Source organism: Enterobacteriaceae bacterium Kacie_13, from assembly GCA_013457415.1.
GTDB lineage: Bacteria > Pseudomonadota > Gammaproteobacteria > Enterobacterales > Enterobacteriaceae > Rahnella.
The window spans coordinates 1,630,811-1,648,023 of record CP045665.1; the positions used below are offsets into that span (position 1 = coordinate 1,630,811).

A 17,213-nucleotide genomic window follows, 5' to 3' on the forward strand; every position below is an offset into this window, starting at 1 on the left:
GCAGCTTCGGTACACAGAGATCCGCGGACAACCTTGACGCGAACCGATTTTTCACGCCATGCTCAGGAATGTAATGAGCGCACAGGAGGCGTCTGATGTATCTGGAACACATTGATATTGTCGGTTTTCGTGGTATTAACCGGCTTTCTCTGACACTGACTCAGCCCGCACAACGTGGCGCATCGATAACCGGCTCAGCACATCAGGGGCAGACCGAATCCTTTCTGACCAATACCGTATTAATCGGGGAAAACGCCTGGGGTAAATCCAGTCTGCTGGATGCCCTGACCCTGTTGCTCGCGCCTGAACCAAAACTCTACTGCTTCAAAGAAGAAGATTTCTATTTTCCTGCAGGAGAAAAGGAATCTAAATCACAGTATCTGCACATTGTGTTTACCTTTTGTGAAAATCAGGCCGGACACCATATGTCTCCGCGCTTTAATACGCTGTCGCCATTGTGGGTAAAATGCCCAGACCGCCTGAACCGCATTTATTACCGGCTTGAAGGCGAACTGGATGATGACGGCAGCGTGATGACGTTGCGCAGTTTCCTTTCCTCCAACGGACAGCCGCTCAATCTGACCACCATCGATCCGCTGGCGCAGGCGCTGATCCGTATCAATCCGGTTTTACGCCTGCGTGATGCCCGCTTTATCCGCCGTCTGCGCAGCGAAACGCTGGCACCGCGCCTTTCAGCGAATAATGAACAGCTGGCGCAGAAGCTCGATGAGCTGACGCGCGGGCTGGTGCATAACCCGCAGTCGCTGACCAACAGCGAACTGCGCAGCGGACTTTCGGCCATGCAGCAACTGCTGGAGCACTACTTTGCCGAGCAGGGGACATCCAACAGTGCGCCGTGGCAGCAGAAGCGTCATGGTCGCGCCGAAAGCCGACGGGCATGGCGTTCTTTAGATAATATCAACCGGATGATTGCTGAGCCGAACAGCCGCAGCATGCGCGTGATGTTGCTGGGGATGTTCTCCACGCTCTTACAGGCCAAAGGCTCGGTGGTGCTGCATCCGGATGCGCGACCGTTGTTGCTGATTGAAGACCCCGAAACCCGCCTGCATCCGATTATGCTGTCGGTCGCGTGGGGATTGCTTGATCAACTGCCTTTACAGCGCATTACCACCACCAACTCCGGCGACCTGATGTCGCTGGTACCGGTCGAGCAAATTTGTCGTCTGGTGCGCGAATCATCGCGCGTCGCGGCCTACGCCATCGGCCCGGAAGGGTTGAGTATGGAAGACAGTCGTCGCATTGCATTTCATATCCGCTTTAATCGCCCGTCATCGCTCTTCGCCCGTTGCTGGTTGCTGGTGGAAGGCGAAACCGAAGTCTGGCTGCTCAATCAGCTGGCGCGCCAGTGTGGTTATCATTTCGAGTCTGAAGGAATTAAGGTCATTGAATTTGCCCAGTGCGGGCTGAAACCATTGCTGCGCTTCGCCCGGCAGATGGGTATCGAATGGCATGTGCTGGTGGACGGCGATGAAGCAGGTCGCAAGTACGCGGCGACCGTGACGGCAAATGTGGAGAATCACGATGACAATCTGCGCTACCGGCTGACCTCGCTGCCGACTCAGGACATTGAATATTTTCTCTATCGTGAAGGGTTTGAAGATGTATATCGCAAACACTCGGCGATACCAGAAAACGTGCAGATGTCGCCGAGAAGGATTATCGATAAGGCCATTCACCGCAGTTCGAAGCCGGATCTGGCGATAGATGTCGCTCAGTCGGCTTCGCTGCGAGGGATCTCTTCGATCCCTCCGCTGCTGCGGCAAATGTTTTCCCGCGTCGCCTGGCTGGCACGCGGCAGGGCGGATTAGGCGGCGCGGCTCTCAACCACGATGACCTGATGTCCATGTCCGTTGGAGAACGTCTGGCGGATCTGGCTTTCTAAATCATCTAACAGCTGGTAACGGCGACGGTATTCCGCACGACGTTTACTGGCGATTTCCTCCAGAGGCTTATGGGCTATCTGGCGCGGCAGGTGGAAATAGCCGTCTTCGCCCTGTTTCGCCTCCATGGTTTCCCAGAAGCTGTCGTAATCGGCAAATACCATGCCCTTGCGTTTTTTGTAGCGCGGGTTTTCATAGATATGTGTGTGGTTGCCCACCGCCACAATCTGCGTCATGCCCGCGAGCTCTGCCAGCGTGGTCAGCGCTTCAATCACCAGACGTTTTGGGAATAAACCATGGCAGGCTTTGGTCGCTTTCTGGATTTCCTGATGATCAACCTGCGCTTTCGGGCCCTGAAGTGCGCCGATGAACAACGTTGGCTGGCTCTGATAATAGATGAAAGAGAAGGTCACGATGGCGATCGGCTCGCCCTGCGGATTGTTGAAGGTCAGTGTGGCTTCGCCTTCTTTATCCAGACGGCTGACGGAGTTAAAGGTGATGGCGTAACGCTGCTCTTCCTTACCGGTGAGGGTAGCGATCGCCATCGGTTTCTTATTCAGATAACCGTGGTTAATCGCCTCCGGCAGGCAGTGGCCGATCATGTCATAGTGATCGGTGATGCGTTTCATCGCCTCTTTCGGCGTGATGTTGGACGCCTGATAAACGCGATGCAATTTGCATGGCAGACTCGGCTGTGCCTCGAGGATCTCATCGCGCTGCGGGTGATGTGCCAGATAATCCAGCATACCAAAGGTGCGGCGCGGCTGGGTCAGCGCGCGGAAAAGGAATTTAAAACGGTAGCGCGGCAATTTCCACGAAGGTCCAGGCACCAGACGCTGGGAAACCAACGCCATCATCAACTGAAGGCCGGAAAGAAGGGCCTTTTCTTCGGAAGGGTAACTGAATGTCGTCATGGTATTTACCTGTTATATCGGGCCGGATTTCAATAACGGCTATTTCAACAGGCCAACCATAAACAGGCATGCAACGGGTAAAATGATGAAGGAAATGAACGCGATTTGTTGAGATTGTGTTTAGATTTAATTTGTTTTGTATCGTGTCTTAGCAATCGGTGTCTAAAAAATGTACTTTAATTTGCATTGAGGACTTGAAGCCAGAAGCATTCTCCCCCATAAATAAAAAATGCCAGTCAGTGAGTGACCAGCATTGGCTTTTAATCGAACAGACAGAACAGAACCGGTCAGGCGACCGCTTCACTTTCCACTGGAATAATGAGGCTGGCATGATTCCCCTTTGGGCCTTCATGAACATCAAAGTTGACCTGCTGGCCTGCCTTTAACGTCCGGTAACCCTCCATCTGAATCGTGGAGTAGTGGGCAAAAATGTCTTCACCGCCATTTTGCGGGCAAATGAAGCCAAAGCCTTTAGCATTATTGAACCATTTAACAGTACCCGTCAGCATGCTTCTCCATCCCTCTTATGACTAGTCTGGTAGTAAAGAGTTGAAAGCCAGTTGAGTGAGCGGGAAGGCGAGAACGCGGCGGAAAAAACCTGCTCAAAAGACGTCCAACTCACGAATTTACACTCTAGTGGAAACCGGTTAGAGATCAAGGGAAGGGCATTTGTCATCAGGGAGCAGATAACCAAACTTTGAAGCAGGTAACGCTATTGACATATTTTGTTAAATTTATGCCAGCGAGGCTGATGGCAAAGTGAACATTTTGTGCAGCGGCGCCGCGATGCAAGAGATGGTAAAATGGGGAAATATCCTGGTGGAGCCCCGCAGAACGCTTTCACGTCAGGTATTTAGCATCCAATACGATCTTTACAGGTGATGAGCAGGCAATGGGCGACAAACAAGACTGGCTAAATTTTGAACATTTGACGGCGAATAAGCAAAAGGATGAGGTAAAACCGCCATCTATGTATAAAGTTATATTAAACAACGACGATTACACTCCAATGGAATTTGTGATTGACGTTCTGCAAAAGTTCTTTTCTTATGATATTGAACGTGCAACGCAACTGATGCTCCAGGTGCACTATAGAGGCAAAGCGATATGCGGCGTTTATACCGCCGAAGTCGCCGAAACCAAGGTCGCACACGTAAATGAGTACGCCAAGGAGAATGAGCATCCGTTGCTGTGTACGCTGGAAAAAGCCTGATTAAGGCAATCTATTTGGGAGGTGCCTATGCTCAATCAAGAACTTGAACTCAGTCTCAACATGGCTTTCGCAAGAGCCCGTGAGCACCGGCATGAGTTTATGACCGTGGAGCACCTGTTGCTGGCATTGCTCAGCAACCCTGCTGCCCGTGAAGCGCTTGAAGCTTGTACAGTTGATCTGGTGGCATTACGCCAGGAGCTGGAAGCCTTCATCGAGCAAACCACACCTACCTTACCCGCCAGTGAAGAGGAACGTGACACCCAGCCTACGCTGAGTTTCCAGCGCGTTCTGCAACGTGCGGTATTCCACGTGCAATCTTCTGGCCGCAGCGAAGTATCCGGCGCCAACGTTCTGGTCGCTATTTTCAGCGAACAGGAGTCTCAGGCCGCCTATCTCCTGCGCAAACATGATGTCAGCCGCCTTGATGTGGTGAACTTTATTTCGCACGGCACCCGTAAAGATGAATCGGGTAGCCAGGCGCCAAACAATGCGGAAAACCCAGTTAACGAAGAGCAGTCGGCGGGGGAAGATCGTATGGAGAACTTCACCACTAATCTTAACCAGTTAGCGCGTGTTGGTGGCATCGATCCGCTGATTGGCCGTGACAAAGAACTGGAGCGCGCCATTCAGGTGCTCTGCCGTCGCCGCAAAAACAACCCGCTTCTGGTGGGCGAATCCGGCGTCGGGAAAACAGCGATTGCTGAAGGTCTTGCATGGCGAATTGAACAGGGCGACGTGCCGGAAGTGATGGCCGACTGCACCTTGTATTCTCTGGATATCGGTTCGCTGCTGGCGGGCACCAAATACCGCGGTGATTTCGAAAAACGTTTCAAATCACTGCTGAAACAACTGGAGCAGGATAAGAACAGCATCCTGTTTATTGATGAAATCCACACAATTATCGGTGCCGGTGCGGCGTCCGGCGGTCAGGTGGATGCGGCAAACCTGATCAAACCGTTGCTGTCGAGCGGCAAGATCCGGGTGATTGGTTCCACGACCTATCAGGAATTCAGCAATATCTTTGAGAAAGACCGTGCTCTGGCACGTCGCTTCCAGAAAATTGATATTGTTGAGCCAACCGTCGAAGAAACTGTGCAAATCATCAATGGCCTGAAAACCAAATATGAAGCGCACCATGATGTCCGCTATACCGCGAAAGCGGTGCGTGCGGCGGTGGAGCTGTCGGTCAAGTACATCAATGACCGTCATCTGCCGGACAAAGCTATCGACGTTATTGATGAAGCGGGCGCGCGCAGCCGTTTAATGCCGGTCAGCAAACGCAAGAAAACCGTTAACGTCAGCGATATCGAAAGCGTGGTGGCGCGTATCGCCCGCATTCCGGAAAAAACCGTGTCTGCGACCGATCGCGATGTGTTGAAAAATCTGGGCGACCGCTTGAAAATGCTGGTCTTCGGGCAGGATCCTGCTATTGAAGCTTTGACTGAAGCGATCAAAATGAGCCGTGCAGGTCTGGGGCAGGATCGTAAACCAGTTGGTTCGTTCCTGTTCGCGGGCCCTACCGGTGTGGGTAAAACTGAGGTCACGGTACAGCTGGCCAAAGCACTGGATATCGAACTGCTGCGCTTTGATATGTCGGAATACATGGAGCGTCATACGGTCAGCCGTTTGATCGGTGCGCCTCCGGGTTATGTCGGTTTTGATCAGGGCGGTTTGCTGACGGATGCGGTATTGAAACATCCTCACTCCGTCGTGCTGCTCGATGAAATCGAGAAGGCGCATCCGGATGTCTTCAACCTGCTGTTGCAGGTCATGGACAACGGTACGCTGACCGATAATAACGGGCGCAAAGCCGATTTCCGTAACGTGATTCTGGTCATGACCACCAACGCTGGTGTGCGTGAAACCGAACGTAAATCCATTGGCCTCATCCATCAGGACAACAGCCCTGATGCTATGGAAGAGATCAAGAAAGTGTTTACGCCAGAATTCCGTAACCGTCTGGACAACGTGATCTGGTTCAACCATCTGTCTACGGAAGTGATCCAGCTGGTAGTCGACAAATTTATTGTCGAGCTGCAGGCGCAACTGGATGCCAAAGGCGTTTCGCTGGAAGTCAGCGATGAAGCCCGCGACTGGCTGACTGTGAAAGGCTATGACCGTGCGATGGGTGCGCGTCCGATGACACGTATCGTGCAGGAAAACCTGAAAAAACCTCTCGCCAATGAACTGCTGTTTGGTTCACTGGTGGATGGCGGTTCGGTCTCGGTGGCGCTTGATAAGGAAGCCGATAAGCTGACTTACCACTTCATGAGTGCGCAGAAGAAAAAGCCGGAAGGCGCTGTGCATTGATCTGCTGCTGAGATAAGCCGAAAACTTCAGGCAAACAAAAGGCGATGTGAAAACATCGCCTTTTTTCTTTCTGAAAATTCTTTATGAAACGTTCGTTAATGAGGAATAAGCAGAAAGGATAATGAAACTAAATGCCGAATTGCGGATACCACAAAACGCCCTTGCAACTGCAGGAAGGGCGAAGAGGGTATCCTCAGGTATCGCCGGAAAATCAGCGATGAGTGAGCCGTTTATTAGCGGCTACGGAAGACAATGCGGCCTTTGCTCAGGTCGTACGGGGTCAGCTCTACAGTGACTTTGTCGCCCGTCAGGATGCGGATATAGTTCTTACGCATTTTACCGGAGATGTGTGCGGTAACTACGTGTCCGTTTTCTAATTCTACGCGGAACATAGTGTTTGGCAGCGTATCAAGTACGGTGCCCTGCATTTCAATGTTGTCTTCTTTGGCCATCGAATCCTCTAGGTCTAACTACCATAGTTTTTAACCGGCAAGATAATGCCGAAAAACCCACATTATGTAAAGAAGTATGGTTCATGACCGCACCTATTCCCTATCCTTCGGGAACACCGGCAGGTCTTCATCATGTGGGGATAAGTCTTGTGGCAACCAGCAATCCGGCGCTAACGCGCGTTGCGAAAGTTCGGATAACTGCTGCAAAAATTGGCGGCGGGGGATCTCTCTCGCACCCAGCGACGCAGTGTGAGGGTTGAGCACCTGACAGTCAATCAGTTCTCCACCATTGCGGGAAAAATGTTGGCAAAACATCATCAGCGCGCACTTCGAGGCATTTTCACGGCGGCTGAACATCGACTCGCCGCAAAATAGCCCGCCGACGGAAACACCGTACAAACCGCCCACCAGTTCATTGCCTTCCCAGACTTCAAGGGAATGGGCGTGTCCGGCTTCGTGCAATTCCTGATAACCGCGCTGAACCAGCGGCCCGATCCAGGTGCCATCTTCCCGTTCAATTGCACACGCGTGGATCACCCGTTCAAAACAGCGATTGAGCGTAAAACGAAAAGGCATTTTACGCATAAATCTCTGTAAGCTGCGGCTGATGTGGCGTTCCTCGGGCACTAAAATAGCCCGCGGATCGGGTGACCACCAGAGGATCATTTCGCCGGGTTCGAACCAGGGGAAGATTCCGTGCTGATAAGCGGAAAGCAGGCGCGGCGATGTGAGGTCACCACCGATAGCCAGCAGGCCGTTGGGGTCCGGCAATGCAGTATCAGGATCCGGAAAATGTACAGAACTGGCCTCGAGCTTAACTAACCGCATAGGTCTCCTTATCCGGCGACTCACAGGCCACCACATAATTCAGGGACAGACTTCAGGTGCGCGCAAGAAAACGCGCGTACCGGCCTTGTGCGGCGGCTAACGTCTGATGATCGCCTTGTTCGACAATCTCACCTTCCTCCATCACGCAAATCCTGTCGAGGTTGTCGAGACCGTGTAAACGGTGCGTCACTAAGAGTAGCGTTTTATTATCACAATGCTTGTGCAATAGCGCCAAAATATGATTTTCCGTTTCTGCATCCAGCCCTTCGGTCGGTTCATCGAGCAGCCACAGCGGTGCATCGTGCAGCAGGGCACGCGCCAGGCTCAGGCGACGCTGTTCGCCACCCGACAGCTGACGTCCACCTTCACCCAGCCAGGCGTTCAGGCCTTCGCCTTCCAGTAGCACGTGCAGATCTACCTGCTTGAGTACGTCTGTAATCTTTTCGTCAGAGCTCTGCGGCGAGGCCATGCGCAAGTTTTCACGCAGCGTGGTATTGAAAATATGAACACGCTGGCTGACTACGGTAATCATCTTGCGCAACGTAGCCTCATCATAATCAGCGATCGCATGGCGGTTAATGCTCATAGCGCCGCTGTTGATATCCCAGCCGCGCGTCAGTAATTGCAGGAGAGTAGATTTCCCACAGCCGGTCTGGCCGAGCAGGGCAACGTGCTCACCCGCAGCAATCTCCAGCGTAATGTTTTTCAGCACCGGTAGCGGCTGGCCAGGATAAGTGAAATTCACGTTAGTGAGTGACAGACTCACCTGTTCTGTGGCGGCAGGACCTTGTGACGGGAACGTCACATCGGCAGGCTGACTGATGATTTGGCTGACGCGCTGCGCGGAGGCGATGACTTGCCCGAGATGCTGGAATGCTGCCGCAACCGGCCCCAGTGCTTCGAAAGCAGCCAGCGGCGTAAACACGAACAGCGCAATCAGCGCGCCGGGTTGCGCGATTGTTCCGATACCGCCTGCGGCCAGCCACAACATCAGCGTCACGGTCAGACCGGCGGCGGCAATCACCATCGCCTGTGACAGACCGGTCAGCTTCGCCTGCTGCTGCTGGCGCAGCATCCAACGGCGTTCGATGTCATTAAGTTGCTGGCGAAAACGAGGCTGTGCGCCAAATACCACCAGCTCGGACTGACCCTGTAACCATGAGGTCAGCTGTGTGCGGTAATCGCTGCGCAAGGCTGTCAGTTCCCGTCCTGCAGGTTTCCCTGCACGATAGAAAATCACCGGCAGAAGCAGCATCAGAACCAGCATAATCGCCCCAAGTGTCAGAGCGAGTTTGAGGTCCATGAAGCTCAGCCCAAAAGTCACCAGAACAATCACCACCAGCGCGCTGACCAGCGGGGAGATGACGCGCAGATACAGGTGATCCAGCGTATCCACGTCGGCAACAAGCCGGTTCAGGAGATCGGCCTGACGGAAACGCGCGATACCGCCCGGCGACAGCGGCATAATTTTGGTGAAAGTAAACACCCGCAAATGTGCCAGCACACGGAAGGTGGCATCATGGCTGACCAGACGTTCGGCGTAGCGACCTGCGGTGCGGAATATCGCCGCACCGCGCACACCGGCGGCGGGCAGCATGTAGTTGAACGTGTATAAACCGGCGATACCGGCGACCGCAGAGGCCGCGAGGAACCAACCAGACAGCGTCAACAGGCCAATACTGGCCAGCAGCGTCACGATGGCCAGAATCACACCCAAAGACAGGCGGAACCAGTGACGGCGATACAGAGCGAGATAAGGCAGAAGAATTTTCATGATTACAGCTCCTTACTGCGCTGGGATAACAGATTGGCGAATAATCCGTTCTGAGCAACCAGTTGCGCGAAGGTACCGCGTTCAGCGATTTGGCCTTTGTCCATCACCCAGATTTCGTCGTAGTCGCGCGTATCCTCAAGCTGATGCGTCACCAGCACCGATGTCTGTGCTTTTGATGCTTCATTCAGTGCGCTCATCACGCGTTGTTCACTGTGGGCATCGAGGCTGGCGGTCGGTTCATCCAGCAATAGTAATTCGCATGGCGAGAGCAGGGCACGGGCCACAGCAACCCTTTGTGCCTGACCGACCGACAAACGTGCAGCGCTGTCGCCAAGCTCCGTTTCCAGACCCAGTGGCAGTAGCGGTAAAAACTCGCTCACGTAAGCGCGATCAATGGCTGACTGAAGTTGCTGCCCGGTGACGTCCGGCTGATTGAGCAGAATATTGGCGCGTAGCGTTTGTTCCGGCAGATGCGGATTCTGACCCACCCAGCTCAGCTGTTGTCGCCATGCTTCATTGCGTAACGTGCTCAGCTCAACGCCACCTGCGATGATTGATCCCTGGTACGGCAGGAAGCCGAGCAACGCATTCAGCAGGGAACTTTTCCCCGCGCCACTCAGTCCGACAATTGCAATACGTTGCCCGGCCTCAATGTGAAACGTTAATGGCCCCGCCAGCGTTTTGCCCTGCGGCGACTGAATGATTACGTCGCGGGCTTCCAGCGATACTTTTTGTCCCGCTGGCCAGCTTTGGTCGCCGTCGCCCAGTTCAGCACTTTCAGCAGTCAGGAAGGTCACCAGACTTTCCGCAGCACCGACCGCCTGCGCTTTGGCGTGATAAAACGCACCCAAATCACGCAGCGGCTGGAAGAACTCCGGCGCGAGGATCAGCACCAGAAAACCGGCAAACAGGGTAACCGGTGTGCCGTAGCTGCCGAAATTCAGTTCACCGAGATACGAGAAACCGAAGTACACCGCTACAACGGCGATAGAAATAGAGGCGAAAAATTCCAGTACGGCGGAAGAGAGGAAGGCCAGACGCAGCACGTCCATCGTACGTGCGCGGAAACTTTCGGTGGAGCGTTTGATCTGAGCGATTTCCGCCGTGCCGCGATGGAACAACCGCAGAGTGTCGAGGCCGCGCAGGCTGTCGAGAAAGTTGCCGCTCAGACGCGCAAGCGCGACAAAGTTACGGCGGTTGGCATCGGCAGCGCCCATTCCGACCAGCGCCATAAACACCGGAATAAGTGGCGCCGTGACCAGCAGGATCATGCCAGCAGCCCAATTGATTGGGAAAATACTGACCAGAATTAGCAGCGGAATAATCCCTGCAAGAGCAATTTGTGGCAGATAGCGGGCATAGTAATCCTGCATATCTTCAATTTGTTCCAGAATGATGCTTGCCCAGCTGCCGGCCGGTTTACCCTGGATCCACGCAGGCCCCAGTTTTTCCAAACGGTCGAGGACTAACTTACGCATCTCCTGGCGAATAACACGTCCGCAGATAAAGCCCACCTGCTCACGGAGCCAGGTCACGACGGCGCGCAGTACGAAGGTCAGCGCCATCAGCAGGAAACTTTGCAGCAGTGCTTCACGGGGCGTGTGCTGGATGATCAGGCTGTGCAGCAGACCGGCCATCAGCCATGCCTGTGCCAGAATCAGTAAACCCGAAAGTAAACCCAGCATCATAGACAGACGGATCCAGCCTTTGGCGCGTGAGCTTTGTTGTTTTAACCAGCGGATAAGTTCTTGTTGTCGTGTTTTATTCATCAGGCATCAGTCTGCGCAGCTATCCGGTTCGGAGGCTGAACATGTTACATGCTGAGTTCAAAAACTGAAAATATAAAGGCGGCTCTGTGGCCGCCTTCCTGCAACTCGAATTATTTAGGGTAATTCGGGAGGAGATCTAAAAGAGGATTACAAATCCGGGGCTTGCGATAAGCCATCCAGATAACGTTCTGCGTCGAGCGCGGCCATACAACCGGTGCCGGCGGAGGTGATTGCCTGGCGGTAAATATGGTCCATCACGTCGCCCGCAGCAAAGACGCCGGGAATGCTGGTTTGTGTGGCATTACCGTGCGAACCGGACTGCACTTTGATGTAGCCGTCTTTCAGCTCCAGCTGGCCTTCGAAAATGCCGGTGTTCGGACTATGGCCGATGGCGATGAACACGCCCGCAACGTCTACCTGGGATTTCTCGTCGGTGCGCACGTCCATCAGGCTCGCGCCGGTGACACCCATTTGATCGCCAACCACTTCGTTCAGCGTTTTGTGGGTATGCAGCACAATGTTGCCGCTGGCGACTTTATCATTGAGGCGGTCAACCAGAATCTTTTCAGCGCGGAAGCTGTCGCGACGGTGGATCAGGTGCACTTCTGACGCGATGTTTGCCAGATACAGCGCTTCTTCCACTGCGGTATTGCCGCCGCCGACTACGGCCACTTTCTGATTGCGATAGAAGAACCCGTCGCATGTCGCGCAGGCAGAGACGCCGCGGCCTTTAAATGCTTCTTCAGACGGCAGACCGATGTAACGGGCGGAGGCGCCAGTGGCGATAATAAGGGCGTCACAGGTGTACTCGCCGCTGTCGCCGGTGAGGCGGAACGGACGGTTCTGTAAATCCACTTTGTTAATATGATCGAAAATGATTTCGGTGTTGAACTTGGTCGCGTGCTCATGCATGCGATCCATCAGTGCCGGGCCGGTCAGGCCTTCGGGATCACCAGGCCAGTTTTCCACTTCTGTGGTGGTGGTCAGCTGACCGCCTTTTTCCACGCCGGTAATTAGAACAGGATTCAGGTTGGCGCGCGCTGCGTAAACCGCTGCGGTGTAACCTGCCGGGCCGGAACCTAAAATCAATAATTTACTGTGTTTAACCGTACTCATGGGCAATCTATCTCCGCGATGGGGACTAGCGATAAGGGGATTGTAGGGAAAAGTGCGTGTTAAAAAAAGTAAACTCAGATGTTGTTAGCGATTTGTCTGATAGTTTTTACTGCGCAACCCGCGTAAAAAGGTTTTCGCGCATGACCATGTGTCAGGTAACTGATTGATGGCAAGCATAAAAAATCAACAAGCCTCTGGTCTACGGCATGTTGAATGTTGTCTACAACGCGTCAAGTTAGCCACATATCAGGGTAAGTTGTACGGATTTGGCTGAAATAACGCGTGAACTGAATTGTTATTGTTCAAAGAGAAAACATAGCTAAAAAGGGGGCGCTGGCTTTTCAATCTGGCACGTTCTTCTGATTTTGCTTCTTTTACTTTGACAATCCGCTGTGCATTTGCGAAAACATCAGGGTAAGAAGAAATCAACTGCCTGTCAGTGACTTGAATTTATCCAAATGGCTGCTACCCGACCCGTTCTGGTGACGCTGTTTGATTTTTTTGTTGCGAGAGGGTTTGGTGAATCAGATTGGCAATTCGCAATCTATTAATTCCACAGAGTTATTTCTTTTGAGTGTCCGGTTTTGGTCGTGTTCCTTATGACAGGGGATCAACGCGGCTTTTGGATGCGTAAACCTTAATAATCGGGTCTTCGCTTGGGACAACCCTTAGACATTGAAGTTGGCTGGGGTAGGCAGGTGCAGGGAAGGACAGCAGAGAGACAATAATAATGGTAGACAACAAAAAACGTCCGGGAAAAGATCTCGACCGTATTGACCGTAACATCCTCAACGAACTTCAAAAGGATGGCCGGATTTCAAACGTCGAGCTTTCCAAACGTGTGGGATTATCGCCAACGCCATGTCTGGAGCGCGTTCGTCGTCTGGAACGACAGGGCTTCATTAATGGTTATACCGCACTGCTTAACCCGCATTATCTTGATGCATCGCTTCTGGTATTTGTTGAGATAACCCTCAACCGCGGTGCGCCAGATGTGTTTGAGCAGTTCAACGCGGCAGTACAAAAACTCGAAGATATTCAGGAGTGTCATTTGGTTTCAGGGGATTTCGACTACCTGTTGAAAACCCGCGTACCGGATATGTCTGCTTACCGTAAGTTGTTAGGTGAGACATTGCTTCGTCTTCCTGGTGTGAACGACACCCGTACCTATGTGGTAATGGAAGAAGTGAAACAGACGAATCGCCTGGTCATTAAGACCCGGTAATTGTCAGGTGCAAAACCTCTTTTTTTTAGCTACACTCCTGTGTATCTATACAGCTATGGCGCCGGGGTTAATTCTCGGCGCTGTTGCTTTTTCTCAGTTCACAGGAACCTGGAGAGCCTTTCTTGAGCCAGGAATATACAGAAGATAAAGACGTTACCCTGAAAAGACTGAGCAATGGCCGCCGTATTCTGGAGGCGTTGCTGGTTGTGGTAGCGATTTTTGCTGCGTACTTGATGGCAGCACTGGTGAGTTTTAACCCCTCGGATCCCAGCTGGTCTCAAACCGCCTGGCATGGTCCTATTCATAACTGGGGTGGTGGCGTTGGGGCCTGGATGGCCGATACGCTGTTCTTCATATTCGGCGTATTTGGTTACGCAATTCCCCCTATTATCCTGTGTCTGTGCTGGGCGGCCTTCCGTCAGCGCGATCATCAGGATTTCGTCGACTATTTTGCCTGGTCGCTGCGTCTTATCGGGACGCTGGCGCTGATTGTCACGTCTTGTGGGCTGGCGTCAGTCAATATCGATGACCTTTATTACTTCGCCTCTGGCGGGGTGATCGGCAGTTTGCTGAGCACGGCGATGACGCCTTACTTCAATAACGTCGGTGCTACGCTGGTCTTGCTCTGTGTCTGGGCAGCGGGTCTGACGCTGTTTACCGGCTGGTCGTGGCTGACTATCGCAGAGAAGATCGGTGGGGCAGTGCTGGGCGTGACCAACATTGTGACCAATCGCTCGCGACGTGATGATGATTACGACTACGACTACGACGAGCATGACGATCCGTTGCTGGAAGACGAAAATACTGAAAAACCGGTGACGAAAGTGGCCCCGGTTACAGCCACTGCAACAACAGCTGCAGTGACTTTAGCGACGGAAGCCGCAACAGCTGATGTTGATGAAGATGATGTACTGCTCTCCACCCCATCGGCCCATCAGGCAGCGGCTCAGCCGGTTGCGCCTACCGCTGCGGTTGTCGCTGAGTCTGCACCGGTAGCCCCTGAGGGTGCAGTCGATCCTTACGCGGCAGAGCCACCGGTTGCAAATATTGCGCCTCCGCCTTCGGCACCTGCGACGGCAGCACCGCCACTTTACAGTTTCGAAATTCCTGAAGAAACGCCGGTCCCACGTCATCCTCAGCCTGTTCAGCAATCACCTTCACCGGTGCGGGCAGAACATAATGATGAGGACGGCCCGCGTATGGGTAACTGGCAAACCGCGGCAGAACCCACTTCGCGCTCACCGTTCGATTTCAGTTCACCAACCCCAGATAGCGCGCACGCGGCGAGTGTGGCGGCGACAGCTGCGCTGGCAACTGGCCTGGCGCAGGCGGGGCAGTCCGCCGCATCTTCTGCGGGTAACACCTTCATGCCTGCGTTCAGCGCAGTCAGCGATGAAAATCCGCAGATCAAAAAAGGTTTTGGCCCTGAATTACCCAGACCGAATCCTGTGCGTATTCCGACCCGTCGAGAGCTGGCTTCCTACGGCATTAAACTCCCTTCTCAGCGTCTGGCCGAACAGCAGGAACAGGAACAAAGTGCGGCGCAGCAGCACGTCTCTCAGCAACCTGTTTATCAGGATGAACAGGCTCAGGCGGATGAAGAAGCTATGCAGGAAGCCGCACTGCGTCAGGCATTTTCAGAACAGCAAAACCAGCGTTATGGTGAGTCTGTCACCGAAGAAGAGCCTGATGATGAAGCCGCCATGCAGGAAGCACAATTGCGTAATGCCTTTGCGGCACGCGAACAGTCACGCTATCAGCAGGACGTTGAGCCGCACAGCGGTGTGGTTGTGCACCATCATTCGCAGAACCCGCAATTGGAAGCGCAAACCTCTGCGGCGGATGACTTCGCTGCTGCGGCCATGAAACTCAGTCAGCACGATGCGTTTAGCTTCTCGCCGATGGCCGATCTGGTGGACGATACGCCGTCTGAACCGTTGTTTACGTTACCTGCTCAGACAGAAGACGAGCAGCAACCTGCAGAATTTGCACAGCAAACGTATCAGCGTCCGCAGTCGCCTCAGCCAGTGCAACATGCGCAAGAATATGAAGCGCCGCGTCAGGCACCGTCTCTTGCGAAGCCGGATATGGACAGCTTGATCCACCCGTTCCTGATGCGTCATGAACAACCGCTGGTGAAACCGACGACGCCTTTACCTTCACTGGATTTACTGACTTCACCACCGGCTGAAGCTGAACCTGTGGACGAGTTTGCTCTTGAGCAAATGGGCAATCTTATTGAAGCGCGTCTGAACGATTACCGCATTAAAGCCGACGTGGTGGGTAAACTGCCGGGGCCGGTCATCACTCGTTTCGAGTTGGATCTGGCGCCGGGTGTCAAAGCTGCGCGTATTTCAAACCTGTCACGTGACCTTGCCCGTTCGTTGTCTGCCGTTGCGGTTCGCGTTGTGGAAGTTATTCCGGGCAAACCTTATGTCGGCCTTGAGTTACCGAACAAAAAGCGTCAGACCGTGTATTTGCGGGAAGTGCTGGATTGCGCGAAGTTTAAAGACAGTCCTTCACCGCTGACTATCGTGCTGGGTAAAGATATTTCCGGCGAGCCTGTGGTGGCCGATCTGGCGAAAATGCCTCACTTGCTGGTAGCCGGTACAACCGGTTCCGGTAAGTCGGTAGGTGTGAACGCTATGATCCTCAGCATGCTGTATAAAGCGACGCCGGAAGAAGTGCGCTTCATCATGATCGACCCGAAAATGCTCGAGCTGTCCGTGTATGAAGGCATCCCACATCTGCTGACCGAAGTGGTTACCGACATGAAAGACGCCGCCAATGCGTTGCGCTGGTGTGTCGGTGAAATGGAACGTCGCTATAAGCTGATGTCAGCGCTCGGTGTGCGTAATCTGGCTGGCTACAACGAGCGTATTCAGGAAGCGGAAGCCATGGGTCGTCCGATCCCGGATCCGTTCTGGAAACCGGGCGATGGCATGGCGGCAGAACCGCCATTCCTCGGCAAAGAGCCGTTTATCGTCGTGCTGGTGGATGAGTTTGCTGACCTGATGATGACTGTCGGTAAAAAGGTGGAAGAGCTGATTGCACGGCTGGCGCAGAAGGCACGTGCAGCAGGGATCCACCTGGTACTTGCAACGCAGCGTCCGTCTGTTGACGTTATCACCGGCCTGATTAAAGCCAACATCCCGACCCGAATTGCGTTCACCGTGTCGAGTAAAATTGACTCCCGTACCATTCTCGATCAGGGCGGTGCGGAGTCTCTGTTGGGGATGGGTGACATGCTGTATATGGCCCCTAACTCCTCGATTCCGGTGCGTGTTCACGGCGCCTTCGTCCGCGATCAGGAAGTGCATGCAGTCGTGCAGGACTGGAAAGCGCGCGGTCGTCCGAAGTACATCGAAAGCATCCTTTCGGGTGGAGAAGAGGGTGAAGGTGGTGGGCTGGGTCTCGGCGATGACGAAGAACTGGACGCACTGTTCGATCAGGCCGTGGCTTTCGTCGTTGATAAACGTCGTGCGTCAATCTCTGGCGTTCAGCGTCAGTTCCGCATCGGCTATAATCGTGCGGCACGTATCGTCGAACAAATGGAAGCGCAGGGGATTGTCAGCACACCGGGCCATAACGGTAACCGCGAAGTGCTGGCTCCGCCTTCACACGAGTAAATCACGCCTGTTTCGCTTGTTTGTTGTTAGGAAGGGTCGCGAATGCGACCCTTGTGCAAAGATGCGTAAAACAGTGTTTTTT

At 53.5% G+C, this 17,213-nt stretch carries 12 protein-coding genes; 5 read left to right on the forward strand and 7 right to left on the reverse strand.

Annotation, left to right across the window (positions count from 1 at the left end; translation table 11 throughout):
* The first annotated feature begins 95 nt into the window (after positions 1 to 95).
* A complete protein-coding gene (locus tag GE278_07445; protein ID QLK60604.1) occupies positions 96 to 1,829 on the forward strand; it encodes a DUF2813 domain-containing protein in 1,734 nt (577 codons plus the stop codon).
* Here GE278_07445 and GE278_07450 read toward each other — a convergent pair.
* Positions 1,826 to 2,815 carry a DUF535 domain-containing protein gene (locus tag GE278_07450; protein ID QLK60605.1) on the reverse strand — a complete coding sequence of 330 codons (990 nt, stop codon included), beginning with the start codon at positions 2,813 to 2,815 and terminating at the stop codon, positions 1,826 to 1,828. The two genes, GE278_07445 and GE278_07450, sit on opposite strands and share 4 nt — an antisense overlap.
* Before the next feature lie 287 nt (positions 2,816 to 3,102).
* Positions 3,103 to 3,324, reverse strand: coding sequence for a cold shock-like protein CspD (gene cspD, locus GE278_07455; GenBank protein QLK60606.1), 222 nt, complete (start codon positions 3,322 to 3,324; stop codon positions 3,103 to 3,105).
* 383 nt (positions 3,325 to 3,707) lie between these two features.
* On the opposite strand from cspD, the gene clpS reads away from it, so the two are divergent.
* Positions 3,708 to 4,028 carry an ATP-dependent Clp protease adapter ClpS gene (gene clpS / locus GE278_07460; GenBank protein QLK60607.1) on the forward strand — a complete coding sequence of 107 codons (321 nt, stop codon included), beginning with the start codon at positions 3,708 to 3,710 and terminating at the stop codon, positions 4,026 to 4,028.
* A 27-nt stretch (positions 4,029 to 4,055) separates the two neighbouring features.
* Positions 4,056 to 6,338, forward strand: a complete 2,283-nt coding sequence (clpA, locus tag GE278_07465; protein ID QLK60608.1) for an ATP-dependent Clp protease ATP-binding subunit ClpA — start codon at positions 4,056 to 4,058, stop codon at positions 6,336 to 6,338.
* Between the two features lie 233 nt (positions 6,339 to 6,571).
* On the opposite strand, the gene infA is transcribed toward clpA, so the two are convergent.
* From infA to trxB, 5 genes are all read right to left on the reverse strand, one after another.
* Positions 6,572 to 6,790, reverse strand: coding sequence for a translation initiation factor IF-1 (gene infA / locus GE278_07470; GenBank protein ID QLK60609.1), 219 nt, complete (start codon positions 6,788 to 6,790; stop codon positions 6,572 to 6,574).
* Between the two features lie 93 nt (positions 6,791 to 6,883).
* A complete protein-coding gene (locus tag GE278_07475) occupies positions 6,884 to 7,618 on the reverse strand; it encodes a leucyl/phenylalanyl-tRNA--protein transferase (GenBank protein QLK60610.1) in 735 nt (244 codons plus the stop codon).
* Positions 7,619 to 7,670: 52 nt separating this feature from the next.
* The gene (gene cydC / locus GE278_07480; GenBank protein QLK60611.1) at positions 7,671 to 9,392 is read right to left on the reverse strand and encodes a cysteine/glutathione ABC transporter ATP-binding protein/permease CydC; all 1,722 of its coding nucleotides are present in this window, start codon (positions 9,390 to 9,392) and stop codon (positions 7,671 to 7,673) included.
* A 2-nt stretch (positions 9,393 to 9,394) separates the two neighbouring features.
* Positions 9,395 to 11,161, reverse strand: a complete 1,767-nt coding sequence (cydD, locus tag GE278_07485; protein QLK60612.1) for a cysteine/glutathione ABC transporter permease/ATP-binding protein CydD — start codon at positions 11,159 to 11,161, stop codon at positions 9,395 to 9,397.
* Positions 11,162 to 11,308: 147 nt separating this feature from the next.
* On the reverse strand, positions 11,309 to 12,277 hold the full coding sequence (gene trxB / locus GE278_07490; GenBank protein ID QLK60613.1) for a thioredoxin-disulfide reductase: 969 nt from the start codon (positions 12,275 to 12,277) through the stop codon (positions 11,309 to 11,311).
* A gap of 730 nt (positions 12,278 to 13,007) precedes the next feature.
* On the opposite strand from trxB, the gene lrp reads away from it, so the two are divergent.
* The gene (lrp, locus tag GE278_07495; protein QLK60614.1) at positions 13,008 to 13,502 is read left to right on the forward strand and encodes a leucine-responsive transcriptional regulator Lrp; all 495 of its coding nucleotides are present in this window, start codon (positions 13,008 to 13,010) and stop codon (positions 13,500 to 13,502) included.
* Between the two features lie 122 nt (positions 13,503 to 13,624).
* Positions 13,625 to 17,131, forward strand: coding sequence for a cell division protein FtsK (locus tag GE278_07500; protein QLK60615.1), 3,507 nt, complete (start codon positions 13,625 to 13,627; stop codon positions 17,129 to 17,131).
* The last annotated feature ends 82 nt before the right edge of the window (positions 17,132 to 17,213 follow it).

Coding starts and splice junctions, on each gene's coding strand:
- GE278_07445 (QLK60604.1), top strand. CDS start 96: ATGTATCTGGAACACATTGATATTGTCGGTTTTCGTGGTATTAACCGG.
- cydC (QLK60611.1), bottom strand. CDS start 9,392: ATGAAAATTCTTCTGCCTTATCTCGCTCTGTATCGCCGTCACTGGTTC.
- infA (QLK60609.1), bottom strand. CDS start 6,790: ATGGCCAAAGAAGACAACATTGAAATGCAGGGCACCGTACTTGATACG.
- clpA (QLK60608.1), top strand. CDS start 4,056: ATGCTCAATCAAGAACTTGAACTCAGTCTCAACATGGCTTTCGCAAGA.
- lrp (QLK60614.1), top strand. CDS start 13,008: ATGGTAGACAACAAAAAACGTCCGGGAAAAGATCTCGACCGTATTGAC.
- GE278_07475 (QLK60610.1), bottom strand. CDS start 7,618: ATGCGGTTAGTTAAGCTCGAGGCCAGTTCTGTACATTTTCCGGATCCT.
- trxB (QLK60613.1), bottom strand. CDS start 12,277: ATGAGTACGGTTAAACACAGTAAATTATTGATTTTAGGTTCCGGCCCG.
- clpS (QLK60607.1), top strand. CDS start 3,708: ATGGGCGACAAACAAGACTGGCTAAATTTTGAACATTTGACGGCGAAT.
- cspD (QLK60606.1), bottom strand. CDS start 3,324: ATGCTGACGGGTACTGTTAAATGGTTCAATAATGCTAAAGGCTTTGGC.
- GE278_07450 (QLK60605.1), bottom strand. CDS start 2,815: ATGACGACATTCAGTTACCCTTCCGAAGAAAAGGCCCTTCTTTCCGGC.
- cydD (QLK60612.1), bottom strand. CDS start 11,161: ATGAATAAAACACGACAACAAGAACTTATCCGCTGGTTAAAACAACAA.